A 24,006-nucleotide genomic window follows, 5' to 3' on the forward strand; every position below is an offset into this window, starting at 1 on the left:
AGGTCGCGACCGGGAAATCCTTAAAATATTCACGCCAGAAGTGCAGATACGATCGATGCCGAACGGGAGCGCCGCCATGACCCACATTGTCAAGCCTGTCAGTTACTCGCAGACCTGGACCTTCTTCGACGGCGAATGGCGCGAGGGCAATGCGCCGATCATGGGCGTCCGGACCCACGCGACGTGGCTGGCATCGACCGTGTTCGACGGGGCGCGCGCATTCGAAGGCGTGACGCCTGATCTCGATCGCCACTGCGCGCGCGTGAATCAGTCCGCGATCAATTTCCGGCTCAAGCCCGTGGTGGACGTCGAGACCTGGATGGGGCTGGCGCGGGAGGGCGTCGCGCGCTTCGCAGCAAGAGCCGAGCTCTACATCCGCCCGATGTACTGGGCGCAGCACGGCGCCGGCGGTGGTGTCCTGTTCGATCCCGAGACCACCAATTGGTGCCTGTGCATCTATGAGGCGCCGATGCCGCAGCCGACGGGCAACGCCATCACGCTGTCGCCGTTCCGGCGGCCGACGGCCGAATGCGCGCCGGTCGATGCCAAGGCGGCGTGCCTCTATCCGAACAATTCGCGCGCGCTGATCGAGGCGGCCTCGCGCGGCTTCAACAATTGCCTGATGCTGGATCTGCTCGGCAACGTCGCCGAGTTCGGCAATGCCAACGTGTTCATGGTCAAGGATGGCGTTGTCTTCACGCCGGTGCCGAACGGAACCTTCCTCAACGGGATCACGCGACAGCGCGTGATCGAATTGCTGCGAGGCGACGGCGTCAGTGTGGTCGAGACGACGCTTCGATATGACGATTTTCTGAACGCCGACGAGATATTCTCATCGGGCAACTTCGCCAAGGTCGCGCCGGTGATCCGCATCGACGAGCGGACGATGCCGATCGGTCCGGTGTTCAGCCGTGCGCGCAGGCTGTACTGGGACTATGCGCACCAGGCCAGGGCGGCGGCATAGGTCAGGACCCGTAGATCGGAAGCTCGGTGTCGCTGAGATCGCCGAGCCGCGCCGGCTGCGGCCCCTTGATGTACTTGCGGCCGCGGCGTTCGGTGTAGACGCCGTACAGCCCGGCGACCGGTCCGTTGGCGTCGACGATGACGGACACGCGGCCCCGCAGCAGCAGGAAACGGCCGACGGCGCCGGCGCAGGCGACATAGTCTGAGATGTCGCGGCAATAGATCAGCTGCATGGCGGGCAGTGCGAACCGTCCTTGCCGGATGCGCGCCTGCTGCAGCACCAGGGGAATGCTGCTCTGCTTCGACCTGACCACGATGCTGAGACAGCCATGGCCGGCGTGGCGGATCAGCAGATCCGCTTCGTCGGATGGAATGCCGTCTACAGCGTGCGCATCTGCCGCGACCTGTTGGACTCGAGCGCCCTGGCCCGCAGCCGAGAGTACCGGAATGGAAAACAACAGGCCGCGACAATAGGCACGAAACCCCTGAGCCTCGATGATCGGCCAGGTCCGGCGCGCGGCGCTGATGTTGACGTAGGTGACCTCGGGCCGCCGCTGGGCGATCGCGGTGAGCATCGTCGCGTAGTTGCGGAACGCCGGCTCGACATACCAGCTCGAGAGATTGCACCAGATCCGGGGCTGCGCTGGTGTGCCTCGATTGCTGTAGATCAGCAGCAGGACGCCGACCGCATTGCCGCCCTGCTCGAGCAGGTAGCCGTAGCGTGGATAGCCCTCGGGCGTCGGGCGCGCGGCCTGTCGCTGCAGGCCGCTCGACCAATAGCGGCGGGGGCGCCGGGGAAAGCCGCGCGCCAAGAGATCGGCGACCGCGTCCAGATCGGAGGCTCCGATCTCGCGGCACCGGATCGGTGGCTGGAGCGCGCTCATGAGATGGTCTGCCGATCCCTCGCCGGCGGCTTGGTGGCGTCAGCCGACGGTGCTTGCCTGGCGCTCGAATTGCAGCGCTTCCCGCACGCGCGACGGCCAGCGCGTCGGATCGATGCCGTGGGTGTGGAACAGCGCGACTGCCAGGCGGTCCATGCCGAAGGCCACGCAACCGGTGTGCGCCGGCGCACCGTCGGCATCGTCGATGCCCCAGGTGGTGCCGAAATGCTCGCGATGATAGTTGAAGCTCATGCAGGCGGTGGGCTGCTCCTCCGAGCGCAACGGCACCAGCAGCTCGAATTTCAGCGCCTGCTGCTTCTGGCTGACCGCCTTCATCTGGCCGACGCGGCCGAAGAACGGGTCGCTGGCATGATCGACGCGGAACGACAGGCCGAGATCGCGCGCAATCGCCTGTGCCTTTACCATCCAGCGGTCGCGGAATGCCGAGACGTCGTCGGGCGTGCCGATACAGACATATTCGCGCATCCGGAACGACTGCAGGCGGTCGAGATGACGCGACGGCTCGCGGCGGAAGCAATCGGCCGCGACGTCGAAGCGCAGGCCGCCGACCGGCAGCGCGCCGCGGCTCGCCGCGATCGGATAGACCGGATAGCAGGCCGCGGGCGACAGCACGAGGTCGGCTGGTGACAATGAGGTGGTCCAGTCGCCGCCCTTGTCGAACCGTGCCACGGCTTCATGGATGTCCCGCTCGGTGCCGTGCAGGCCGCAGACGCAGCCGAGCAGGTTGGGGAAACTCTTCAGATAGCCCGACTTTTCGAGCTGGGCGCGGCTCATGACGGGCGGAAAGCGCATGACCTCCGTGCCGGGCTCGCGATGCCGCGTGATGAGCGTCGCGAGCCGCTCCACCACGCCTTCATACAGCGCGGTCCGCGCATAGACGCCATCCGCGCCCATGCGATGGAACAGCGCGCCGGTCAGATGATCGAGCGCGTCGGCCGGCTGGGGTGCAATCTCGGGCGACTGCGGGAGAACGGGAATCGTCATTGTGCAAATCCTGGGTCGAGGCAATGGCTGCAATCGGCGCGATCATTCATGGAGCGAAGTCGGTACCGTGCTCATCAAGTTGGCCGTGGCAATGTTTGCGAGAATACGGTCGTTGTTGATCATGATCGGCGCCGACAGAACGTCGCGCAGGTGGCGGCCGATCGAGAACTCGCCGTCGTTGCGATAGCCCGAGAGACCGCAGGCGCGCATGGCATGCATCACGGTCTCGACGGCAAGTTCAGAGGCCTGCACCTTCAATAGCGTGATGGAGGACTGGAAGTCGAGCGAACCCAGCGCCCGCTCGTCATACTCATGGGCGACGAAGGCATCCATGTTGGTGACGATCATTGCGCGCAGCCGGGCCAGCGCCATCTTCGCCGCGGTGTAATGCGCAGCTGCCGGCGGCATCTGTCCGCCGGCGCCGCGTGCGGCCTTGCGCAGGAAGCGCTGAGCGCGCTCCACGGCAGCCGCAGCGATGCCGGCCCAGGCCGACGACCAGCACAGATGTGCGAACGGCGTCATCGTCTGGCCGTGGATGCGCTCATAGGGCTCGGTGAACATGCGGTCGGAGGGACAACTCACCTCGAGCGCGAATCCTGTTGAGCAGGTGCCGCGCATGCCCAGCGTTTCCCAGCCAAGGGTGCGCGAGATCGTGTAGTCGTCCCTGGTCAGCGCCAGCAGCACCTGATCGGAGGCGGCGGCGCCGTCGGCGCGCCGGGCAATCGTGACGAGGCCATCGGCTTCCGCGCCATAGGAGATGACCGTGGCGTCGCGCTTCAGCGAGATGCGGCCATTCTCGTGGCCGACGGCCGCAGCGCTTGCGCGGATGTTGCCGCCGTTCTGTCCCTCGGTGGTGGACGAGGCCATCAGCAGCTGCTCGGATGCGATACGGCGCATCAGGGATTCCATGTAGGCGCTGCCGCGGCCGTGACGCACCAGGCAGGCGACCTTGGTCTGGTGCATGGCAAAGATCATGGCGCTGGAGGCGCAGGCGCGGCCGAGCGCATAGCAGGCATCGGCAATGTCGTGAATCGAGGCACCGAAGCCACCGAACTCGACCGGAATCTGCATCCCGAGCAGCTTGTGCTCGCGCGACGCATCGATTGCGGCCTTCGGGAAGCGGCCGTCACGGTCGACCTCGTCGGCTTCCGCGGCGGCCTGCGCGGCAACAGCGGCGGTCCGCTGCAGGAACAAGTCGCTGCGATCGAGCAGGAGGCTCTCGCCATCGTCGGGGATCGGGTTTCGAAGCGCGGTTCCCTGGAGAGTCATGACCGATCGATACTCCGGATTTTGTCTCGTTGAGAGATCGGCACGTGCGTCCTCGCAAGATCAGGACAGATGCACTGCGCCTTCTTTGGGCTGCACGCAGGGTATGGATTTGATTCAAATACGTCGACGAAATTCAGGGTAAACGCCGCGCCATCGACGGGTGGGGGTTAATTCCTGGTTGTTTTGGTCCGAGAATTCTGGACCAAGCCGTTAGCGTTAAGACGAGTTCAGACTTGGAACGGGATGCGGCGTAACTCTTTCGACGCCGAATTGCATTATCTCCCTGCGCGAGCGTCGATCAGATCCGACGTGCCCGAACAAGCCGCGAGTGAAGAGGTCCCCATGCCGAGTTTCGATGTCGATGTCAGTCACAGGATCGTGGCGCTCGTGCGCGATATCCTCGCGCAGAACGCCACGGCCGCCGACGTGACGGCGGATGCAAAGCTCGTCGACATCGGGCTGACGTCCATGGACATGGTCAACCTGATGCTGGCGCTTGAGGCGGAGTTCGATTTCACCATTCCGCAGGAGCTGATCACGCCGGAGAACTTCCAGTCTGTCGCCACGCTGGAGCGTCTGGTGAGCGGTCAGCTGGCGGCAGCCAAGGCTGCCTGATCCAGTTGCCACGCCCCACGGATCACCGCGTCGCTGTTTTCAATTCGTCGCAAAGCTGGCATTCTCGTCTCCGTTGGAGATGGGGACGTCATGACGAAGGCTGTGCTTGGCATTATCGGCGGCTCGGGCATCTATGATCTGCCGGGACTGGAAGATGCCCGCGAAGAGGTGATCGCGAGCCCCTGGGGTGAGCCGTCGGCGCCGGTACGCCGGGGGACGATCGCGGGCCTGCCGATCGTGTTCCTGCCGCGCCATGACAAGGGACACCGGCTGTCTCCCTCCGACATCAATTATCGCGCCAACATCGACGTGCTGAAGCGCGCTGGCGTCACCGACCTGGTGTCGCTGTCGGCCTGCGGCTCGTTCAAGGAAGAGCTCCCGCCGGGGACCTTCGTGCTGGTCGATCAGTTCGTCGATCGCACCTACAAGCGCGAGAGCTCGTTTTTCGGCAAGGGGTGCGTCGCCCACGTGTCGATGGCGCATCCGGTTTCGCCGCGGTTGCGCATTCATCTGGCGGCGGCGGCCGAGGCGGAAGGCATCGCGATCGCGCGCGGCGGCACCTATGTCTGCATGGAGGGGCCGCAATTCTCGACCTATGCGGAGAGCATGACCTACAAGGCGTCAGGCTATTCGGTGATCGGCATGACCAACATGCCGGAGGCGAAGCTCGCCCGCGAGGCCGAGATCTGCTACGCGACGGTCGCAATGGTGACCGACTTCGACTGCTGGCATCCGGATCATGACGCCGTTACCGTGCAGGACATCATTCGCGTGCTCACCACCAACGCCGACAAGGCCAAATCACTGGTCTCGCGGCTCGCCCGCGAGTTTCCTCGCGAGCACGAACCGTGCCCGATCGGCTCCGACCGTGCGCTCGACACAGCCTTGATCACTGCGCCGGAGGCGCGCGATCCCGAGCTTCTGAAGAAGCTCGATGCGGTTGCAGGCCGTATCTTGCGCGGCTGAGGGGGGCGAACATGAAGGTGGACGGACGGCACTATCGCAGCATCTGGCTCGACTCCGACGGCTGGTCGGTCTGCGCGATCGATCAGCGCCGATTGCCGCACGAGTTCGTGGTGGCGAAGATCACGACATGCGAGGAGGCCGCTGACGCGATCCGCGGCATGCTGGTTCGCGGTGCGCCGCTCATCGGCGCTACCGCCGCGTTCGGCATGGCGCTGGCGATGCGCGACGACCGCTCCGATCCCGGCATCGACCGCGCCTACGAGATGCTGATCGCGACGCGGCCGACGGCGATCAACCTGAAATGGGCGCTCGACACGATGAGCACCATGCTGCGCCGGCTGGCGCCGTCGGAGCGTCGCGATGCGGCCTATTCCCGCGCCGTCGACATTGCCGGCGAGGACGTCACGATCAACCAGGGCATCGCCGCGCACGGCTTCGCGCTGATCGAGGCGGCCGCGGCGCGCAAGAAGCCGGGCGAAGTCGTGAACGTGCTGACCCACTGCAATGCCGGCTGGCTTGCGACCGTTGATTGGGGCACGGCGACCGCGCCGATCTATCTCGCGCACGATCGCGACATTCCGATCCATGTCTGGGTCGACGAGACCCGGCCGCGCAATCAGGGCGCCTCGCTGACTGCCTGGGAACTCGGGCATCACGGCGTGGCGCATACCGTCATCCCGGACAACACCGGCGGCCATCTCATGCAGCATGGGATGGTCGATCTCGCCATCGTCGGCACCGACCGCGTCGCCGCCAATGGCGACGTCTGCAACAAGATCGGCACCTATCTGAAGGCGCTGGCCGCGCATGACAATGGTGTGCCGTTCTATGTCGCGCTGCCGTCGCCCACGATCGACTTTGCCGTTGCCGAGGGACGGCAGATCCCGATCGAACAGCGCAGTGCGCAGGAAGTGACCGAGATGACCGGCCGCACCGCCGACGGCCGCATCGAGACCGTGCGCATCGTGCCGCCGGGATCGCCAGTCGCGAACTACGGCTTCGACGTCACCCCGGCCCGGCTGGTGAGCGGGCTGATCACCGAGCGTGGCGTGCTGCGGGCCGACGGCGCAGCACTGGCGGCGGCTTTTCCGGAGCGGGCCAAACAGACGAACTATTGAGATCAGCGTCGTTGCGAGCGCAGCGACGCAATCAAGAATCCCACGAAGCCTCCGGATTGCTTCGGCGCAAGTTCGCCGCGCAATGACGATCAGCGCAGGCTCAATCCCGTCGCCGCTTCCAGCTCCGCGATCGCCTGCGATGCGCTGACGACCTTGATCGTGGTCATGCCCATCTCGCGCGCCGGCTTCAGGTTGATGCCGAGATCGTCGAGGTAGACGCAGTCCGCGGGGCTGACTCCGAGCGTCTCGGTCATCATCTGGTAGATCCGGGGATCGGGCTTGCGCAGCCCGATCTTGGCCGATTCGATCACGTGATCGAACAGCACCATCACTTCCGCGACGTACAACGAGCGGCCGCCCTGGCTGCCGGTTGCGTTCGCCGGGAGATTGTTGGTGATGCAGCCGGTCTTGCATTCCGCCTTGATGCGACGGAGGGCCTCGACCATGTCGGGCCGGAGATCGCCGGCGAGCAGCGGCAGCACCTCGCGCCCGCTGACCGCTGCGCCACCGAGTGCCAGCGACTCCTCGGCAAACAACCTATCAAACGTCTCGAGGTCGATTTCGGCGCGCTCGAATTTCGCCCAGGCGTTCTCGAGATGGTTGGCAGCATTGGTGTTGCGGATGATGTCGACGGGATAGCCGCGCTCCTTCTCGAACCGCGCGAATGCCTCGAACGGCGATGTCGTCATCACGCCACCGAAATCAAAGATCACCGCCTCGACCATGTCAGTCCCGTCCTCCCTCGATCCCTGGATGATCGCTAGCACGGGACGCCGCACTTGGCGACCTCGGCGGCAGCCGCTATTGCTGCCGCGATGAAGCCGTCTCATGCAATCATTGCAGCCGCCGTCCTGCTCGCGCCATCGCCAATCCTTGCCATCGTCGGCAACGCGCCGGCGCTGAATGACGGCATCGGCCGCTCCGTGGTCACGATCGTCGGCTCGCGCGGCAATTTTTGCAGCGGCGCGCTGATTGCTCCGAAGCTGGTGCTGACCGCCGGACATTGCGTGCAGCCGGGGCTCGATTACCGCATCGTGGAATACGATCGTGACCGCAAGCCGGTTCTCAAGACGGTCCGGAGGGTGGCGGTGCATCCGAGCTTCAGCGTGCAGGCCATCCTGGCGCATCGTGCCACCGCCGATGTCGCGCTGCTGGAATTGGAGGCGCCCGCGGACGCGCGCGTGCCGGTGGCGCTCGGCGTGCCGCAGCCGCCGCTTGCCGCCGGCAACGCGTTCACGGTCGCAGGGATCGGCGTCGCGATTCCCGGCGACGGCAAGAGCGGCGGCGTGGTGCGTGGGGCGGCGTTGGTTGCGACGGGCAAGCCAGGCACGCTGCAAATCCGGCTGGTCGATCCGGCGACGCAAGGCGCGCGGTCCGGACTGGGCGGATGCACCGGCGACTCCGGCGGCCCTGCGTTCGAGACGCAGCCGCAGGGTCAGGTGCTGATCGGCGTCATCTCATGGTCGACCGGACCGAATCTCGGCGCCGGCTGCGGCGGCATGACCGGCGTCACGCCGCTGACGCTATATCGCGATTGGGTCGCACAGACCGCGCGGCAATGGGGCATACCGCTCAGCGGAAATTGAGATCGTTCAGGGCTGGGTTGCGGCTCGCCGTCGCGGGTTGACCATCGTCGTGATCGGGTTCAGCCTGTCACGCGAGGAAACACCATCAAGACCAAAGCCCAGGGACTCACATGAACGTCATCGCGCCCATCCGGGAGGCCGCGTCCTCGCACGCGACCGAACATTTCGACGTGCTGATCGTCGGCGCCGGCATCTCCGGCATCGGCAGCGCCTATCAGCTGAGCAGGCAGATGCCCGACAAGCGTTTCGTGATCCTGGAGAGCCAGGACAGCTTCGGCGGCACCTGGCGGACGCACCGCTATCCCGGCATCCGCTCCGACAGCGACCTGCATACGTTCGGATACAGCTTCAAGCCATGGGTCGGCCCGCCGATCGCGACCGCGGAAGAGATCCTCAAATACATGGGCGACGTGATCGAGGAGAACGGTCTCGGCCGGCACATTCGCTACGGCCACCGCATCGTGTCGGCGAGCTGGTCGAGCGCGACCGGTCTCTGGACGGTGCAGGCGGTGAAGGGCAGGGATCAGCAGCCCGCCACCTTTACAACGAATTTCCTCTGGATGTGCCAGGGCTACTACCGCCACTCCAAGGGCTACACGCCGGAGTGGCCGGACATGGCGGAGTTCAAGGGCCGCATCGTGCATCCGCAGGTGTGGCCCGAGGATCTCGATCTCACGGGCAAGCAGGTCGTGGTCATCGGCTCCGGTGCGACCGCCGCGACCATCCTGCCATCGATCGCGGGCCAATGCGCACACGTGACCATGCTGCAGCGCTCGCCGACCTACTTCCGCATCGGCCGCAATGCGATCGAGCTGGCCGAGGAGCTGCGGAGACTGCAGGTGAAGGAGGAATGGATCCATGAGATCGTCAGGCGCAAGATCCTGTTCGAACAGGATTGGTTCACCAAGCGCTGCCTGACCGAGCCCGACCAGGTGAAGAAGGAGCTGATCGGCCAGATCAGCGCCATCCTCGGACCCGACTACACCGCCAAGCACTTCACGCCGAGCTACCGTCCGTGGCGGCAGCGCATCGCCTTCGTACCGGACGCAGACCTGTTCGAAGGCATCAAGAGCGGAAAGGCTTCGGTCGTGACCGACGAGATCGAGCGGTTCACGCAAGACGGCATCAAGCTGAAGTCCGGCGACGAGCTCAAGGCCGACATCATCGTCACCGCGACCGGCTTCGATCTTTGCGTGCTCGGCGATATCGCATTCTCGATCGACGGTAAGCCGCTCGACTTCGCCGACACCGTGACCTATCGCGGCATGATGTTCACCGGCGTGCCGAACCTAGCCTGGGTGTTCGGCTATTTCCGCGCCAGTTGGACGTTGCGCACGGACCTCGTCGCGGATTTCGTGTGCCGCCTGCTCGCGCACATGAAGGAAAAAGGCGTGAGCAAGGTCGTGCCGGCGCTGCGCCCGGAGGATCACAACATGCCGCTGCTGCCATGGATCGACCCGGAGAACTTCAACCCCGGCTACATGATGCGCAACATGCACCTGCTGCCCAAGCGCGGCGATAAGCCGGAGTGGCAGCACAGCCAGGACTATTGGAGCGAGAAGGACCAGATCCCGGCAATCGATCTGGATGATCCGGCGTTCGTGTATGGGTGAGCTTTTGACGGCCGGTGTGCCGCTCCAAAGACGGCGTCGTCCCCGCGAAAGCGGGGATCCATAGCCACCGGCAGGTGTGTTGGGCACAACGTCAACTTTCGTCCCGCCTCAAGCAGCATCACGCGGTATCGGTCCCGGGTCGGCGCCCGCCGGCGCTTCGCGCCGCAGGGCTTGCGCGGGACGGCAGTGATGGTTGGGGCACGCTGGTCGGCCCGCCTCATCCCTCCCGCCGCGTCACCCCCGTCGCGACCGCCGCGGCGGCGGTGCGGTTCTCGACGCCGAGCTTGGCGTAGATCTGCTCAAGGTGCTTGTCGACGGTGCGCGGACTCAGTCCCAGAATCTGCGCGATGTCGCGGTTGGTCTTGCCCTTGGAGAGCCATGACAGCACCTCGCCCTCGCGCGTGGTGAGACCGAACTCGCTGGAGAACTCCTTGGGCAGCTCACCGGAGGACTCCTTGGCGAGCCGCAGCAGGAACTCGTTGGGCCCGGCTCCGCCCATATAGTAGAGGCGCAGTTCGGGATGATCCGGGATCGAAGCGGCGGCCTTCGCACCGCCCTTGCCGTTCTGCGCCTGATCCAGCCACAGCCGCAGCGCCTCCGGCAGCACGACGTCGTCGGCGGTGCCAAGACTGTCCGACAGCAGCTTCTGCGCCTGCGGCGTTGCCCACATCAGCCGTCCCTCACGGTTGACGGCAAGCAGGAAGCGGCCGGAGACATCGAGTGCGGCGCGCGCGCTCTGCGTCATCCGGGCGTTCGCGAGATGCACGCGGATGCGCGCCAGCATTTCCGAGACCGCGATGGGCTTGGTGACGTAATCGACGCCGCCGGCCTCCAGTCCTTTCACGATATGCTCGGTATCGGCGAGCCCGGTCATGAAGATCACGGGGACGTTGGAGAGGCCGGCCTCGCGCTTCAGCTTGCGGCACGTTTCGAAGCCGTCCATGCCCGGCATGACCGCGTCGAGCAGGATGATGTCCGGCGTGATCTGGTCGACGATGCGCATCGCGGCCGCGCCGTCGAGCGCCACCATCACGGTCATGCCGGCGCTATCCAGCGCGTCGGTGAGCAGCCGAAGCGTTTCTGGCGAGTCGTCGACCACCAGCGCGACGTCACGCTTCCTGCTGTCAGTGCTCATAGGCATGCAAGGTCTTCAGAGTTGCCATGTACTGATCGAGATCGAAGCGGTCAACGAGCGTGCGCATATGTGCGACGAAGTCGGCATGCTCCGGATGCGCATTGCGGATCTCGTCGAGCTTGAGCTGAATGGCCCTGATGTAGCCGATCTGGCCGAGGCTCATCAACTCCTCGACATAGTTGAGCGGGGGCCTGGATCCGGTGTCCGGCCGCCAGCGTGGCGAAACCACGGGGATATCGGTCTGGTAGCTCCATTCGAGCTTCAGCAATTGACGTATCGCCTCCAGCAGCCTTGGGATGTCGATCGGCTTCATCAGGTAGCTGTCGTGAAATGGTTGCGCCAACGGCCGGCCGTGCGCTTCGAGCGCGCTCGCAGATGTCATCAGGATCCGGGCCTGATGATGACCGCTGTTGCGCAAGGTCTCGGCCACTGTCCAGCCGTCCATGCCGGGCATCGAGATGTCCAGAACGAACAGATCCGGCTGGCAATGTTGTGCAAGCGCGAGGCAGGCGGGACCGTCGGGCGCGCTCAGCAGGATGAAGCCGAGCGGCGTCAGCACCTCGCGCAGGAGGTCGCGATGCACAGGATCATCGTCGGTGATCAGAATCGTCCTGCGCGGCCCGAGATAGCCGGCCACCGGCGCCTTCACCGGTGGATGCCGTGTCGGGTTGGTGACCTCCGACAGCAGGATCTTGACCTTGAACGTGCTGCCCGCGCCGACTTTGCTCACGACCTTGATGTCGCCGCCCATGACGCCGGCGAGCAGACGGCTGATCGTCAGGCCGAGCCCCGTACCTGTCTGCGGCTGCGCAACCCCGAGCGCGCCGCGCTCGAAGGGCGCGAAGATGCGCTCCAGATCGTCAGGCTGGATGCCCGGACCGGTGTCGATCACCTCGAATTCGGCCACCGGGCTCCGATAATGCACGACGAACTGGACGCTGCCTTCCCCAGTGAATTTGATGGCATTCGACAGCAGGTTGATCAGGATCTGGCGCAGCCGCTTCTCGTCGGCATAGACGACCAGCGGCAGCACGGCAGGCCGCTTGAACACGAAGTCGACGCCCTTCGCCGCAGCTTGCAATCGGAACATGCCCACGAGCTGATCCAGGAATTCGCTGAGACGGACCTCGTCGCGCGACAGATACAGCCGCCCGGCCTCGATCTTGGAAATATCGAGAATGCCGTCGATCAGGCCGGACAGATGATCGGCGCTGCGGCGGACGACGCGGACCTGGTCCCGCGGCTTCGGCGCAAGGCTCGTGTCCTGCTCGAGCAGTTGCGCATAGCCGGAGATCGCGTTCAGCGGCGAGCGCAGCTCATGGCTGAGGCCGACGACATAGCGGCTCTTGGCGAGATTGGCCGACTCCGCCACCTCCTTGGCGCGTTGCAGCTCTGCGTCAGTGCGCTTGTGCGCCTCGATCTCCTGAATCAACAGCTGCGTCTGCCGGCGTGTCTCGGCCTCGGCGGCGCGACGGCTCTGCTGCGCCAGCACGAACAGCCAGGTCACCACGCCGATGATGATGGACAGGGCGAAGAACACCTTCCACAGCACGTCGGAGATGATGCCCTTGAAGCCCGGGAGCGCCGCCGAGGTCTCCAGATAGATCATGCCGAGCGTCAGTGCGACGAGCCCGGCCGATGTCAGAAATACACCGACATAATGACCGAGCTGCGAGTTGATCTTGGCCAGCAACGGCTCTGGCAGCATGCCGCTGAGCGCCGCTGCGACCTGCGCCTGTGCCCGCGCGTGCGGCTTGCACAGGTCGTGGCAGCGGGCGTCGAGCGAGCAGCACAGCGAGCAGATCGGACCCGCATAGGCCGGGCAAGAGGCGGTGTCCTCCGGCTCGAACTGATGCTCACAGATGCAGCATTGGATCCGCTCGATGTTCTGCCAGCTCCGCTTTGGCTTGCGTGCCAGATAGTATTTGCCGTCGGTCAGATAGGCGATCGCAGGCGCGGTGACGAGCGCGACGCCGAGCGCGACGAAGGTCGACAGCGCCTTTCCGGTCGGCCCGAACAGGCCATAGAAGGCGCTGATCGAGACGATCGTCGCGATCGTCATCGCGCCGACACCGACCGGGTTGATGTCGTAGAGATGGGCTCGCTTGAACTCCATCTGCGGCGGGCGCAGGCCCAGCGGCTTGTTGATCACGAGGTCGGCCACTAGTGCGCCGACCCAGGAGATCGCGATGTTGGAGTACAGCGCCAGCGTCTGCTCCAGCGCCTTGTAGACGCCGATCTCCATCAGCAGCAGCGCGACGACGACGTTGAACACCAGCCACACGACGCGCCCCGGATGGCTGTGCGTCAGACGCGAGAAGAAGTTCGACCAGGCGATCGAGCCGGCATAGGCGTTGGTGACGTTGATCTTGATCTGAGAGACGATCACGAAGGTGCCGGTCAACGCAAGCGCCAGGTCCGGCCGGGCCAAGACATAGCGGAACGCCTCCAGATACATGTGCGCGGGTTCGGCTGCGTGGTCGGCGGAGACTCCGTGGCTCAGCGCGAAAAAGGCGAGGAACGAGCCTGCCAGCAGCTTCAGTGCTCCGAGCACGATCCAGCCGGGGCCAGCCGACAGCAGCGCGATCCACCACGAGCGCTTCGATGTGCGGCTGTCGCGCGGCAGGAAGCGCAGGAAGTCGACCTGCTCGCCGATCTGGGCGACCAGCGAGAACACGACCGCCGCCGCGGTCCCGAACAGCGCCAGATCGAGATGGCCCATGGGATCGCCGTGCTCGCCGGGAAACTGCTGCCATTCGACAAAGGAGTGCGGGCTGGCATAGGCGATTGCGGCAAAGGGCAGGATGTGCAGCACGACCCATAGCGGTTGCGTCCATAGCTGGAAGCGACTGATCAGGGTGATGCCGTAGGTGACGAGCGGGATGATGACGACGGCGCTGATGAGATAGCCGATCGGCCGGGGAATGCCGAAGCACATCTCCAGCGCCGAAGCCAGGATGACCGCCTCGATGGCGAAGAAGATGAAGGTGAACGACGCGTAGATCAGCGAGGTGACGGTCGAGCCGATATAGCCGAAGCCGGCGCCGCGGGTCAGCAGGTCGATGTCGATGCCGCATTTGGCCGCATGATAGGCGATCGGCAGGCCGCAACAGAAGATGATGACGCTGGCGACCAGGATCGCGGCGGTCGCGTTGGTGACGCCATAGTTCAGCGTAATGGTGCCGCCGATGGCCTCGAGTGCGAGGAACGAGATCGCGCCCAGCGCGGTGTTGGCGACGCGGGCGGCCGACCAGCGCCGTGCGCTCTTGGCCGTGAAACGGAGCGCATAGTCCTCCAACGTCTGGTTGGCGACCCACTGGTTGTATTGGCGCCTGACGCGGTCGATCCGCTGCCGCCCTGCCACTCTCGAACTCCTCACCCGCGAGCGCTTGTCCGCACGCTCGTCCTGCCCCTCGCAAGACTTACGCAGAGCCTACGTCGCGCTTTTGCGGTGCAGTATACGCAATCTTGCGTATCCGTGCGTTGCACAAAGCGCGCCATCCTTCGTCTGACCCAACGCGTGTCCTCGAACCAAATAAATGGGGTGCTCATGTCAGACGAAACGAAAAAGGGCCTGAAGTCGCCGCTTCGGCGCCAATTGCTGATGGGAATGGCCGCGATCCCGGCGCTGGCCATGATGCCGCGGCCGTCCTTCGGCGCCGGCCCCGCAACCTCCGCTGTCAACACTACCGGCCTTGCAGTCACGGATAGCGAAGTCACCGTCGGTATTCTGCATTCGGTCACAGGCACCATGGCGATCTCCGAGACCGGGTCAGTGCAGGCCGAGAAGCTCGCGATCGAGCAGATCAATGCCGCGGGCGGTGTGCTCGGCCGCAAGATCAAGTACATCCAGGAAGACGGCGCGTCCGACTGGCCGACCTTCGCCGAAAAGGCGAAGAAGCTGCTGGTCAACGACAAATGCGCCGCCGTGATGGGCTGCTGGACCTCCGCCTCCCGCAAGGCGGTGCTGCCGGTGTTCGAGCAGTACAACGGCATGCTATACTACCCGACCTTCTACGAAGGCCTCGAGCAGTCCAAGAACGTCATCTACACCGGCCAGGAAGCCACCCAGCAGATCATCGCCGGCCTCGACTGGGTCAACAAGACCAAGGGCGCGAAGACCTTCTATCTGCTCGGCTCCGACTACATCTGGCCGCGCACCTCGAACAAGATCGCGCGCAAGCACATCGAGGGCCATCTGCAGGGCTGCAAGGTCGTCGGCGAGGAATACTTCCCGCTCGGCCACACCCAGTTCAATTCGGTCATCAACAAGATCAAGCTGACCAAGCCGGACGTGATCTACGCGATCATCGTCGGCGGCTCCAACGTCGCGTTCTACAAGCAGCTCAAGGCGGCCGGCATCGACATGTCGAAGCAGACGCTGCTCACCATCTCCGTGACCGAGGACGAAATCGACGGCATCGGCGGCGAGAACATCGCGGGCGCCTACGCCTGCATGAAGTACTTCCAGTCGCTCGACAATCCGAACAACAAGACCTTCGTCGCCGAATTCAAGAAGATGTGGGGCGAGAAGACCGTCATCGGCGACGTGACGCAAGCCGCTTACCTCGGTCCGTGGCTGTGGAAGCTGACGGTGGAAAAGGCCGGCAGCTTCGACATCGACAAGGTCGCCGCCGCCTCGCCTGGCATCGAGTTCAAGGGCGCGCCGGAAGGCTACGTTCGGATCCACGAGAACCACCATCTCTGGTCCAAGACCCGCGTCGGCCGCGCCAAGGCGGATGGTCAGTATGAGCTGATCTACGAGACCGCCGACTTGGTCGAGCCCGATCCGTTTCCGAAGGGCTACCAGTGAGCTGATCTGTCGCGTCTCATAGCAACAGGCGAATGAGATCGCTGATGCTGCTGCGCGGGAAGTGCGCTCCCTCCCCCCTTGTGGGGGAGGGAGCGATCTTGGCTGCGGACACACTGTGCCGGCGCCGATCCATTTTGCAGCAGGGCATCACGAGAGGACGGATCATGTTCGGTGACTATTCCATCGGCGACCTCGGGGCCATCTTCGCGATGCAGGGCTTCGCGGGCCTCATCCTGTTTTCGGTCTATGTGCTGATGGCGCTGGGGCTTGCCATCATCTTCGGCCAGATGGGCGTCATCAACATGGCGCATGGCGAGTTCATGATCCTCGGCGCCTACGTCACCTGGATGACGTCGAACGCCTTCCAGCATTTCCTGCCCTCGTTGTTTCCTGGCTACTTCTTCGTCGCGATGATCTTCGCCTTCATCGCCTCCGGATCCCTCGGCATGCTGGTCGAGTGGGCGATGATCCGCCGTCTCTACAGGCGGCCACTCGACACGCTGCTCGCCACCTGGGGTCTCAGCCTGATCCTGCAGCAGGCCTATCGTTCCGTGTTCGGCGCGCGCGAGGTCGGCGTCGAGTTGCCGGATTGGATGATGGGCTCTTGGCAGGCGACCGACGCCATCCAGATCCCAATCAACGGCATGTTCGTGATGTGCTTGACCATCCTGATCACGATCGTCGTGGCCTACGTGCTGTTCCTGTCGCGCTGGGGCAAGCAGGTGCGCGCTGTGGTGCAGAACCGCGTCATGGCGGGCGCCGTCGGCATCAACACCGAGAAAGTCGACCGCTACACCTTCGGCCTCGGCTGCGGCATCGCCGGGGTCGCCGGCTCCGCCTTCACCATGATCGGCTCGACCGGTCCGACCGCCGGACAGCTCTACATCGTCGATACGTTCCTGGTCGTCGTGTTCGGCGGCGCCGCCAGCCTGCTCGGTACCATCGCATCGGCCTTCACCATCTCCCAGGCGCAGTCGACCATGGAGTTCTTCATGTCCGGCTCGATGGCCAAGGTGCTCACGCTGTTGGCGATCGTCGCGATCCTGATGCTGCGCCCCCAGGGGCTGTTTGCCCTGAAGGTCCGCAAATAGCCGAAACGCGCAGGGAATAGGGAATCAGAAGGCACGGTCATGATCATCAACACGCGCTTCTTCAACCGCTCCGAGCTCATCGGCTTCGCTTCGCTGCTGCTGCTGCTCGTCGTCATCCTGCCGCTGGCACTCGACATCTTCCGCCTCAACCTCGTCGCGAAGTATCTGACGTATTCCTTCGTCGCGATCGGCCTGGTGCTGTGCTGGGGCTATGGCGGCATTCTCAGCCTCGGGCAGGGCGTGTTCTTCGGCCTTGGCGGCTACTGCATGGCGATGTTCCTCAAGCTGGAAGCCTCCAGCGTCGCCAACACCAAGATCCAGTCGACGCCGGGCATTCCGGACTTCATGGATTGGAATCAGCTGACGCAGCTGCCGTTCTTCTGGAAGCCGTTCCAGAGCTTCCCGTTCGCGCTCGCCGCGATCATCCTGGTGCCGGCGATCTTCGCCTTCATCATCGGCGCTGCGATGTTCAAGCGGCGGGTCGGCGGCGTGTACTTCGCAATCATCACCCAGGCGATCGCGGCGATCATGACGATCCTGATCGTGGGACAGCAGGGCTACACCGGCGGCATCAACGGCATCACCGACCTGCGCACGCTGCACGGCTGGGACATCCGCACCGACCACGCCAAGTACATCCTCTACTTCGTCGAGGTGTTCTTCCTGTTCGCAGCGATCCTCGTCGCCCAGTTCATCCGGCTGACCAAGCTCGGCCGCATCCTGGTGGCGATGCGTGAGCAGGAGGACCGGGTCCGCTTCTCCGGCTACAGCGTCGCCAATTTCAAGATCTTTGCTTTCTGCGCGGCCGCCGTGTTCGCCGCAGTCGGCGGCGCGCTGTTCACCTTGGAAGTCGGCTTCATGTCGCCGTCCTTCGTCGGCATCGTGCCGTCGATCGAGATGGTGATCTACACCGCGGTCGGCGGCCGGCTCTCGATCTTCGGCGCGGTCTACGGCTCGCTCCTCGTCAACTTTGCCAAGACCAGCCTCTCGGAGACGTTCCCGCAGCTCTGGCTGTTTGGCCTGGGAGCGCTGTTCATCGCCGTCGTCCTCGCTTTCCCAAACGGCCTCGCCGGCATCTGGGGCGACTACGTGCAGCCGCGCATCGACAAGCTACTGGCCTCCCGCACCAAGAAATCCGGCAATGGCGGCCTCGTCGCCAACGGCGCCCCCGCAGAGTGAGGACACAGCGATGCTCATCGGTCATCAGCCCAAGGAATTCCTGCTCGCGGTCGAAGCGCTCACCGTGTCGTTCGACGGCTTCAAGGCGGTCAACGATCTCTCCTTCTATGTCGAGGAGAACGAGATCCGCGTGATCATCGGCCCGAACGGCGCAGGCAAGACCACTGTGCTCGACCTGATCTGCGGAAAGACCAAGGCGACCTCGGGCTCGATCCAGTTCCGCGGCAAGGAGCTGACGAAGCTGCGCGAGAACGAGATCGTCAAGGCCGGCGTCGGCCGCAAGTTCCAGACGCCGTCGGTGTTCGAGGATCTCACCGTGTTCGAGAATCTCGAGATCTCGTTTCCGCGCGGTCGCACCGTTTTCGGCTCGCTGACTTTCCAGCGTGACGCCGCGGTCAAGGATCGCGTCGAGGAGGTCGCCGAGATGATCTTCCTCAAGGATCGTCTCAAGACCTCGGCGGCCGTGCTCAGCCACGGTCAGAAGCAGTGGCTCGAGATCGGCATGCTGCTGATCCAGAACCCGGACCTTCTGATGCTCGACGAGCCCGTCGCCGGCATGAGCGTCAGCGAGCGCGCCAAGACCGCCGAGCTGCTGAATCGCATCATCAAGGACCGCTCGGTGCTCGTCATCGAGCACGACATGAAGTTCGTCGAGGACATTGCTCACAAGGTCACCGTGCTGCACCAGGGCCAGATCCTGTCCGAGGGCACGATGGAGCGGGTCAAGAACGACCCCAAGGTCGTCGAAGTCTATCTGGGGCACTGAGCCGATGCTCGGGAAATCGCTCGATCCACACCCTCGCTGCGCCCCCCTCCCCCTTGCGGGGAGGGGTCGGGGGTGGGGGTCCACACGGGCAGTCTCGCCCGGAGCCCCCCCCTCCCCAACCCTCCCCCACAAGGGGGGAGGGAGCTTAGTGCCAATGCCGCTCGATCGGCCGTCTCACTCCCTCTTGCATAGGAAGATATCCGATGCTCGCAATCTCCGATCTCCATGTCGCCTATGGCCAGAGCGAGGTGCTGCATGGCCTGAACGTCAAGGTCGCGCCCAACGAGATCGTTGCGATCATGGGGCGCAACGGCATGGGCAAGACCACGCTGATGAAGTCGCTGATGGGCATCCTGCCGGCCAAGAGCGGTTCGATCGCGATGGACGGCGCCGAGCTCGCAAGCCTGAAGAGCTATGAGCGTGTCGCCAAGGGCCTCGCTTACGTGCCGCAGGGCCGCATGATCTTCTCGACCATGACGGTGAAGGAGAACATCGAGACCGGGCTCGTCGTGTCCGGCGGGTCCGAGGTGCCCGGCGACATCTACGAGCTGTTCCCGGTGCTGCTCGAGATGAAGGGACGCCGTGGCGGCAATCTCTCCGGCGGCCAGCAGCAGCAGCTCGCGATCGCGCGCGCGCTCGCCACCAAGCCGAAGGTGCTGCTGCTCGACGAGCCGACCGAGGGCATCCAGCCGTCGATCATCAAGGAGATGGCGCGCACCCTGAAGCGCATCCGCGACGAGAAGGGGTTGTCGATCGTCGTCTCCGAGCAGGTGCTGAGCTTTGCGCTCGACATCGCCGACCGCGTGCTGGTGATCGAGAACGGCGAGATCGTCCGCGACGATCCGCGCGACCAGGTCGATGCTGCGCAGGTCTCGAAATATCTGTCCGTCTAACCACTCCGTGCAAGCAAGTAACAAGGGGAGCTTCTGATGCCTGACACACTGATCAAGGTCGATCTGACCAAATCGGCCTACGAGAACGACAAGGTCCACAACCGCTGGCACCCGGACATTCCGATGGTGGAGTGGGTCAATCCGGGTGACGACTTCATCATCGAGACCTATGACTGGACCGGCGGCTTCATCAAGAACAACGACTCCGCCGACGACGTGCGCGACATCGATTTGTCGATCGTGCACTTCCTGTCCGGCCCGATCGGTGTCAAGGGCGCCGAGCCGGGCGACCTCCTGGTCGTCGACCTGCTCGATGTCGGTCCGCTGAAGGAGAGCCTGTGGGGCTTCAACGGCTTCTTCTCCAAGCAAAACGGCGGCGGCTTCCTGACCGACCATTTCCCGCTGGCGCAGAAGTCGATCTGGGACATCAAGGGCCTCTACACCTCGTCGCGCCACGTGCCCGGCGTGAACTTCGCTGGCCTCATCCATCCCGGCCTGATCGGCTGTCTGCCCGATCCGAAGCTGCTCGCGACCTGGAACGAGCGTGAGAATGCGCTGATCGCCACCAACCCGACCCGTGTGCCCGGTCTCGCCAACCCGCCGTTCGCGCCGACCGCGCATGCCGGCCAGGCCAAGGGCGACGTCAAGGCCAAGATCGGCGCCGAGGGCGCCCGCACCGTGCCGCCGCGCGAGCATGGCGGCAATTGCGACATCAAGGACCTGTCGCGCGGCTCGAAGATCTACTTCCCGGTCTACGTGCCCGGCGGCGGCCTCTCGATGGGCGACCTGCACTTCAGCCAGGGCGACGGTGAGATCACCTTCTGCGGCGCCATCGAGATGGCGGGCTGGCTGCACATCAAGGTCGACGTCATCAAGGATGGTGTGGCGAAGTACGGCATCAAGAACCCGATCTTCAAGCCGTCGCCGATCACGCCCAATTATCGCGACTACCTGATCTTCGAGGGCATCTCGGTCGATGAGACCGGCAAGCAGCACTATCTGGACGTCCACATCGCCTATCGCCAGGCGTGTCTCAACGCCATCGAGTACCTGAAGAAGTTCGGCTACTCCGGCGCCCAGGCCTATTCGATCCTCGGCACCGCGCCGGTGCAGGGCCACATCTCCGGCGTGGTCGACGTGCCCAACGCCTGCGCCACCTTGTGGCTGCCGACCGAGATCTTCGACTTCGACGTGATGCCGTCGTCGGCGGGTCCGATCAAGCACATCAAGGGCGACATCCAGATGCCGATCTCGCCGGACAAATAACGGTCTCCCTGCGCGATGGGTGCGGGACGGCAGCGTATTCGTCGCCCCGCATCCGCCGCGCGTGAGTTGATGACGATTGTTGCGCAGGAGACGAGACGATGCCGGTCTATGAATATCTCTGTGATGCATGCGGTCCGTTCACGGACATGCGTCCGATGGCGGAATGTGATGATCCGCAGGTCTGTCCGCAATGCCAGGACATGGCGCCGCGCGTGATCCTCACCGCGCCCGCCTTCGCCTGCATGCCGGCGGAGCGGCGCACGGCGCATGCCACCAACGAGCGCAGCCGTCACGCGCCGCAGACGGTGGCCGAGTACAAGGCCAAACACGGTGCAGGCTGCGGCTGCTGCGGGCCTAAGAAATCGCCGCGGCTGATGACCAAGACCAGGAGCGGCGCCAAGGGCTTTCCGACGGCGCGGCCCTGGATGATCAGCCACTGAACGAACGCGAGGGGCGGCGCGTCCGCCCCTCAGCGTGACGCCGGCACGCGGCGCGGACCCGGACCCGCCGGCTGGCCGCCGAACTTGACGGTCATCGCGTTGGCGCCGTCGCTGATGTCGACCAGCGTCTTGCGGCTGTCGTCGATCACCTTGGCAGATTTGCGCTTGAAGCCGTCGACCAGCTCGCGCATCGACTTGATCTGGTCGAACAGCTGGCCGGGATTGCCGTCGGCAAATCCGGGAATGGCGCCGTCGATCTTGGTCACGAGCGTGTCGAAGCCCTTGAAGATGTCCTCGGCCTTGTCGATCGCGGAATCGAACGCCGCGGTCTTGGCCTGCAGCGAGGCGGTCTCGCTCTCGAAGCTCTGTAGCGCCTCCTTGATGGCCGGCGCATTGCTGACGACGTATTTGTCGATGTTGTGCACCGTCTCGACCATCGTCTCCTGGTCCTTGAGATCGGCCGTCAGCACCGGCACGCCGTCGCGATCGAGCGGCACCGGCGGCGCCGTCGGCGCGCCGCCGACCAGCGAGATCGCGGCGATGCCGGTCAGGCCCTGGAACTCGATGCCGGCGGTGGTGTCCTTGCGGATCGGCGCGGACTTGTCGAGCGTGATCATGGCAACGATCTTGCGCGGGCTTTCCAGATTGATCGACAGGATCTGCCCGGCCTGCACGCCGTCGAAATTCACCGGCCCGCCCTTGCGCAGGCCCGCCGCCGAGCCGCCGTCGAACACGACGCGCATCATGCTGCGCTGCTCGGCAAGGCGATGCTTCTGCTTGATCAGGACGCCGCTGATCCCGGCCGCGACGGCCGCGATCGTCAGGGTTCCCACGATGAGATTGATCGCGCGCATTCCGTGCCCACTGCTGTCTCGCTCGATTTTAGCCGCTATGTCTCCCGGTTGAAAGCTCAGCGCGCAAGGCCCGGCCGGGAGGGCGCGGCGAGGCCGGCCAGCAGCACCGCCAGGATACCGGTGAGAAAAATGCCATCGAACGTCCCGGCACCGCCGATCGAGGCCACGGGCGCGCCGAGGCTGCCGATCTTGTCGAGGTTCATCAGGTCGGCGCCGACCAGCGTGCCCATCGAGCCGCCGATATAGGCCAGAGGCGCGGCATATTCGCGCGACAGCAGGAACGCCAGGATCGCGGTCACGACAACCGGCGCGAACACCGGCACGGCGATGCCGACGCCCTGCACCGGCGTCGCCATCGCGTGGATGATCACGGCGATCACCAGCACCGCGATCGCGGCGCGCAGCCAGAGCTGGTAGCGCAGCATGAGATAGGTCGACATGATCGTCGGGATCACGGCGCCGCCGACATTCACAGCGAGCAGGGTGCCGGGCCATTGATGCACCAGCGGCACGACATATTGCATGCCGAAAAAGTCGATGATCTCGCCGGAGCGCGCGACCTGCCCAGGCAGCATGGTGATCGGAATGTTGAAATAGCTGCCGACCAGCGAGCCGAACAGCAGCAGCATCGCCGTGCCCGAGCTGACGCCGAGCTTCATGTAGGCGTAGCGCAGGATGCCGAGCTGGATCAGGACGATCAGGACGCCGAACGCCAGCACCAGGATGGCGAAGAAGACCGGCGTGATTGGCAGATATTGGACCTGGGAATGCATGTCGGAAGCGCTTGGGTGTGAGCCTTGCTGAGCCCGTGGGATCATCCCACGGGAGCGGCAGGGTGACAAATGGGCATTCGTCGCCTGGTTCCCGAGAGCGGCCATGCTCGTGTTCATTTGCCCGCAGCGATCATTGTGGCGTGCAGCACATAACGCTCGGGCCCCGGTGTCAGGGCGTCGAATGGCCAGCAGGTCGACAGCACCAGTTCGGCGCTCTCGGTCCCTGGATCGATCCCCGAGGCATCGAAGCGCACCACACGGGCGGCGTCGGCGCGATAGCGGAACGTCTTGCCGTCACGCCTGACGATGTCGATCTCGTCGCCGATTTTGATGTCGCGCAGGAAGCGGAAATGCGTGTCGCGGTGCGCGGAGTACACCGCGACGCCCGGCTCGCCCGGCTCGGCGCTGCCTTCGACATGGCCGGCACCGAAGGCGAGCGCCTGGCCGCTGGAGCCGGCCAGCGCGATGGTGGAGACGCCGAGGCGCTTCACCTCGATGCGCGCCACCGGGACCGTGTCGGCCCAGGACCAGGGCTTGGCGGCATGGCCGGTCGCAACGGTCTGGCTGAACGCGCGGTCGAGCAGCACTTGCGCGAGAACGGCCTTGGCGTGGATGAAGGCGCCGTGGCCGAACAGGATGAGACCGACGAGCGCGACGGCGAGCGGGGTGACGAAGCGGGGCATTCTCTCTCCTCCCGTCATTGCGAGGAGCGAAGCGACGAAGCAATCCAGAGTCGGGTCCTGAGCCCTGGATTGCTTCGCTTCGCTCGCAATGACGTGC

The 24,006-nt window shown here is 64.7% G+C and carries 22 protein-coding genes; 13 read left to right on the top strand and 9 right to left on the bottom strand.

Features of this window, described 5'->3' with window-relative positions; genetic code table 11:
- The first annotated feature begins 76 nt into the window (after positions 1-76).
- Positions 77-964, top strand: a complete 888-nt coding sequence (locus ACQR0U_RS11945) for a branched-chain amino acid aminotransferase (protein WP_315750810.1) — start codon at positions 77-79, stop codon at positions 962-964.
- 1 nt (position 965) lies between these two features.
- Here the strand turns inward: ACQR0U_RS11945 and ACQR0U_RS11950 are convergent, their stop codons facing one another.
- From ACQR0U_RS11950 to ACQR0U_RS11960, 3 genes are read right to left on the bottom strand one after another with little or no spacing between them, the layout of a single operon-like run.
- Positions 966-1,847, bottom strand: coding sequence for an acyl-CoA acyltransferase (locus ACQR0U_RS11950; protein ID WP_315717035.1), 882 nt, complete (start codon positions 1,845-1,847; stop codon positions 966-968).
- Between the two features lie 39 nt (positions 1,848-1,886).
- Positions 1,887-2,849, bottom strand: coding sequence for an amino acid--[acyl-carrier-protein] ligase (locus ACQR0U_RS11955; RefSeq protein ID WP_315717036.1), 963 nt, complete (start codon positions 2,847-2,849; stop codon positions 1,887-1,889).
- Positions 2,850-2,891: 42 nt separating this feature from the next.
- Positions 2,892-4,118, bottom strand: coding sequence for an acyl-CoA dehydrogenase family protein (locus ACQR0U_RS11960; protein WP_434843326.1), 1,227 nt, complete (start codon positions 4,116-4,118; stop codon positions 2,892-2,894).
- A 342-nt stretch (positions 4,119-4,460) separates the two neighbouring features.
- Here ACQR0U_RS11960 and ACQR0U_RS11965 point away from each other — a divergent pair, with 342 nt between their 5' ends.
- From ACQR0U_RS11965 to mtnA, 3 genes are all read left to right on the top strand, one after another.
- Positions 4,461-4,733: a phosphopantetheine-binding protein gene (locus tag ACQR0U_RS11965; protein WP_315717167.1), complete on the top strand. Its 273-nt coding sequence runs from the start codon at positions 4,461-4,463 to the stop codon at positions 4,731-4,733.
- Between the two features lie 90 nt (positions 4,734-4,823).
- Positions 4,824-5,699, top strand: a complete 876-nt coding sequence (locus ACQR0U_RS11970) for an S-methyl-5'-thioadenosine phosphorylase (protein ID WP_316185580.1) — start codon at positions 4,824-4,826, stop codon at positions 5,697-5,699.
- Between the two features lie 11 nt (positions 5,700-5,710).
- Positions 5,711-6,817: an S-methyl-5-thioribose-1-phosphate isomerase gene (gene mtnA, locus ACQR0U_RS11975; protein ID WP_315717039.1), complete on the top strand. Its 1,107-nt coding sequence runs from the start codon at positions 5,711-5,713 to the stop codon at positions 6,815-6,817.
- 89 nt (positions 6,818-6,906) lie between these two features.
- Here the strand turns inward: mtnA and ACQR0U_RS11980 are convergent, their stop codons facing one another.
- Positions 6,907-7,542, bottom strand: coding sequence for an HAD-IA family hydrolase (locus tag ACQR0U_RS11980; RefSeq protein WP_315750818.1), 636 nt, complete (start codon positions 7,540-7,542; stop codon positions 6,907-6,909).
- Positions 7,543-7,632: 90 nt separating this feature from the next.
- On the opposite strand from ACQR0U_RS11980, the gene ACQR0U_RS11985 reads away from it, so the two are divergent.
- Both ACQR0U_RS11985 and ACQR0U_RS11990 read left to right on the top strand, forming a co-directional pair.
- Positions 7,633-8,403 carry a S1 family peptidase gene (locus tag ACQR0U_RS11985; RefSeq protein ID WP_434843357.1) on the top strand — a complete coding sequence of 257 codons (771 nt, stop codon included), beginning with the start codon at positions 7,633-7,635 and terminating at the stop codon, positions 8,401-8,403.
- A gap of 110 nt (positions 8,404-8,513) precedes the next feature.
- On the top strand, positions 8,514-10,016 hold the full coding sequence (locus ACQR0U_RS11990; RefSeq protein WP_316165670.1) for a flavin-containing monooxygenase: 1,503 nt from the start codon (positions 8,514-8,516) through the stop codon (positions 10,014-10,016).
- 217 nt (positions 10,017-10,233) lie between these two features.
- Here ACQR0U_RS11990 and ACQR0U_RS11995 read toward each other — a convergent pair whose 3' ends face one another.
- Positions 10,234-11,151, bottom strand: coding sequence for a response regulator transcription factor (locus ACQR0U_RS11995; protein WP_316170080.1), 918 nt, complete (start codon positions 11,149-11,151; stop codon positions 10,234-10,236).
- Positions 11,141-14,515 carry a hybrid sensor histidine kinase/response regulator gene (locus ACQR0U_RS12000; protein WP_316173273.1) on the bottom strand — a complete coding sequence of 1,125 codons (3,375 nt, stop codon included), beginning with the start codon at positions 14,513-14,515 and terminating at the stop codon, positions 11,141-11,143. The genes ACQR0U_RS11995 and ACQR0U_RS12000 overlap by 11 nt, the downstream gene beginning before the upstream one ends.
- Positions 14,516-14,701: 186 nt before the next feature.
- On the opposite strand from ACQR0U_RS12000, the gene urtA reads away from it, so the two are divergent.
- The 7 genes from urtA to ACQR0U_RS12035 all read left to right on the top strand — a co-directional run bounded on the left by urtA (position 14,702) and on the right by ACQR0U_RS12035 (position 21,599).
- The gene (gene urtA / locus ACQR0U_RS12005) at positions 14,702-15,964 is read left to right on the top strand and encodes an urea ABC transporter substrate-binding protein (RefSeq protein ID WP_316187897.1); all 1,263 of its coding nucleotides are present in this window, start codon (positions 14,702-14,704) and stop codon (positions 15,962-15,964) included.
- Between the two features lie 164 nt (positions 15,965-16,128).
- Complete coding sequence (gene urtB, locus ACQR0U_RS12010; RefSeq protein ID WP_316165667.1) at positions 16,129-17,055, top strand: urea ABC transporter permease subunit UrtB; 927 nt, start codon at positions 16,129-16,131, stop codon at positions 17,053-17,055.
- Positions 17,056-17,094: 39 nt separating this feature from the next.
- Positions 17,095-18,234, top strand: coding sequence for an urea ABC transporter permease subunit UrtC (gene urtC / locus ACQR0U_RS12015; RefSeq protein WP_315751134.1), 1,140 nt, complete (start codon positions 17,095-17,097; stop codon positions 18,232-18,234).
- Between the two features lie 10 nt (positions 18,235-18,244).
- Complete coding sequence (urtD, locus tag ACQR0U_RS12020; protein ID WP_315751135.1) at positions 18,245-19,000, top strand: urea ABC transporter ATP-binding protein UrtD; 756 nt, start codon at positions 18,245-18,247, stop codon at positions 18,998-19,000.
- Between the two features lie 203 nt (positions 19,001-19,203).
- Entirely contained in the window at positions 19,204-19,893 is a 690-nt protein-coding gene (gene urtE / locus ACQR0U_RS12025) for an urea ABC transporter ATP-binding subunit UrtE (RefSeq protein ID WP_315751136.1), read from the top strand.
- A gap of 36 nt (positions 19,894-19,929) precedes the next feature.
- Entirely contained in the window at positions 19,930-21,159 is a 1,230-nt protein-coding gene (gene fmdA, locus ACQR0U_RS12030) for a formamidase (protein WP_315827910.1), read from the top strand.
- A 98-nt stretch (positions 21,160-21,257) separates the two neighbouring features.
- Entirely contained in the window at positions 21,258-21,599 is a 342-nt protein-coding gene (locus ACQR0U_RS12035) for an FmdB family zinc ribbon protein (RefSeq protein ID WP_316169877.1), read from the top strand.
- A gap of 29 nt (positions 21,600-21,628) precedes the next feature.
- Here the strand turns inward: ACQR0U_RS12035 and ACQR0U_RS12040 are convergent, their stop codons facing one another.
- From ACQR0U_RS12040 to ACQR0U_RS12050, 3 genes are all read right to left on the bottom strand, one after another.
- Positions 21,629-22,453, bottom strand: a complete 825-nt coding sequence (locus ACQR0U_RS12040; RefSeq protein ID WP_315717051.1) for an MlaD family protein — start codon at positions 22,451-22,453, stop codon at positions 21,629-21,631.
- Positions 22,454-22,509: 56 nt separating this feature from the next.
- Complete coding sequence (locus ACQR0U_RS12045; RefSeq protein ID WP_315717052.1) at positions 22,510-23,226, bottom strand: DUF1614 domain-containing protein; 717 nt, start codon at positions 23,224-23,226, stop codon at positions 22,510-22,512.
- 113 nt (positions 23,227-23,339) lie between these two features.
- A complete protein-coding gene (locus tag ACQR0U_RS12050) occupies positions 23,340-23,909 on the bottom strand; it encodes a class GN sortase (protein WP_315751141.1) in 570 nt (189 codons plus the stop codon).
- Positions 23,910-24,006 lie beyond the last annotated feature (97 nt).

Origin of the sequence: Bradyrhizobium sp. HKCCYLRH3097 (assembly GCF_051167875.1) — a bacterium.
Lineage (GTDB): Bacteria > Pseudomonadota > Alphaproteobacteria > Rhizobiales > Xanthobacteraceae > Bradyrhizobium.

Bases quoted from the DNA above. Each gene is read 5' to 3' on its own strand.
- ACQR0U_RS11945 (WP_315750810.1), top strand. From the start codon at position 77: ATGACCCACATTGTCAAGCCTGTCAGTTACTCGCAGACCTGGACCTTC.
- ACQR0U_RS11950 (WP_315717035.1), bottom strand. From the start codon at position 1,847: ATGAGCGCGCTCCAGCCACCGATCCGGTGCCGCGAGATCGGAGCCTCC.
- ACQR0U_RS11955 (WP_315717036.1), bottom strand. From the start codon at position 2,849: ATGACGATTCCCGTTCTCCCGCAGTCGCCCGAGATTGCACCCCAGCCG.
- ACQR0U_RS11960 (WP_434843326.1), bottom strand. From the start codon at position 4,118: ATGACTCTCCAGGGAACCGCGCTTCGAAACCCGATCCCCGACGATGGC.
- ACQR0U_RS11965 (WP_315717167.1), top strand. From the start codon at position 4,461: ATGCCGAGTTTCGATGTCGATGTCAGTCACAGGATCGTGGCGCTCGTG.
- ACQR0U_RS11970 (WP_316185580.1), top strand. From the start codon at position 4,824: ATGACGAAGGCTGTGCTTGGCATTATCGGCGGCTCGGGCATCTATGAT.
- mtnA (WP_315717039.1), top strand. From the start codon at position 5,711: ATGAAGGTGGACGGACGGCACTATCGCAGCATCTGGCTCGACTCCGAC.
- ACQR0U_RS11980 (WP_315750818.1), bottom strand. From the start codon at position 7,542: ATGGTCGAGGCGGTGATCTTTGATTTCGGTGGCGTGATGACGACATCG.
- ACQR0U_RS11985 (WP_434843357.1), top strand. From the start codon at position 7,633: ATGAAGCCGTCTCATGCAATCATTGCAGCCGCCGTCCTGCTCGCGCCA.
- ACQR0U_RS11990 (WP_316165670.1), top strand. From the start codon at position 8,514: ATGAACGTCATCGCGCCCATCCGGGAGGCCGCGTCCTCGCACGCGACC.
- ACQR0U_RS11995 (WP_316170080.1), bottom strand. From the start codon at position 11,151: ATGAGCACTGACAGCAGGAAGCGTGACGTCGCGCTGGTGGTCGACGAC.
- urtA (WP_316187897.1), top strand. From the start codon at position 14,702: ATGTCAGACGAAACGAAAAAGGGCCTGAAGTCGCCGCTTCGGCGCCAA.
- urtB (WP_316165667.1), top strand. From the start codon at position 16,129: ATGTTCGGTGACTATTCCATCGGCGACCTCGGGGCCATCTTCGCGATG.
- urtC (WP_315751134.1), top strand. From the start codon at position 17,095: ATGATCATCAACACGCGCTTCTTCAACCGCTCCGAGCTCATCGGCTTC.
- urtD (WP_315751135.1), top strand. From the start codon at position 18,245: ATGCTCATCGGTCATCAGCCCAAGGAATTCCTGCTCGCGGTCGAAGCG.
- urtE (WP_315751136.1), top strand. From the start codon at position 19,204: ATGCTCGCAATCTCCGATCTCCATGTCGCCTATGGCCAGAGCGAGGTG.
- fmdA (WP_315827910.1), top strand. From the start codon at position 19,930: ATGCCTGACACACTGATCAAGGTCGATCTGACCAAATCGGCCTACGAG.
- ACQR0U_RS12035 (WP_316169877.1), top strand. From the start codon at position 21,258: ATGCCGGTCTATGAATATCTCTGTGATGCATGCGGTCCGTTCACGGAC.
- ACQR0U_RS12040 (WP_315717051.1), bottom strand. From the start codon at position 22,453: ATGCGCGCGATCAATCTCATCGTGGGAACCCTGACGATCGCGGCCGTC.
- ACQR0U_RS12045 (WP_315717052.1), bottom strand. From the start codon at position 23,226: ATGCATTCCCAGGTCCAATATCTGCCAATCACGCCGGTCTTCTTCGCC.
- ACQR0U_RS12050 (WP_315751141.1), bottom strand. From the start codon at position 23,909: ATGCCCCGCTTCGTCACCCCGCTCGCCGTCGCGCTCGTCGGTCTCATC.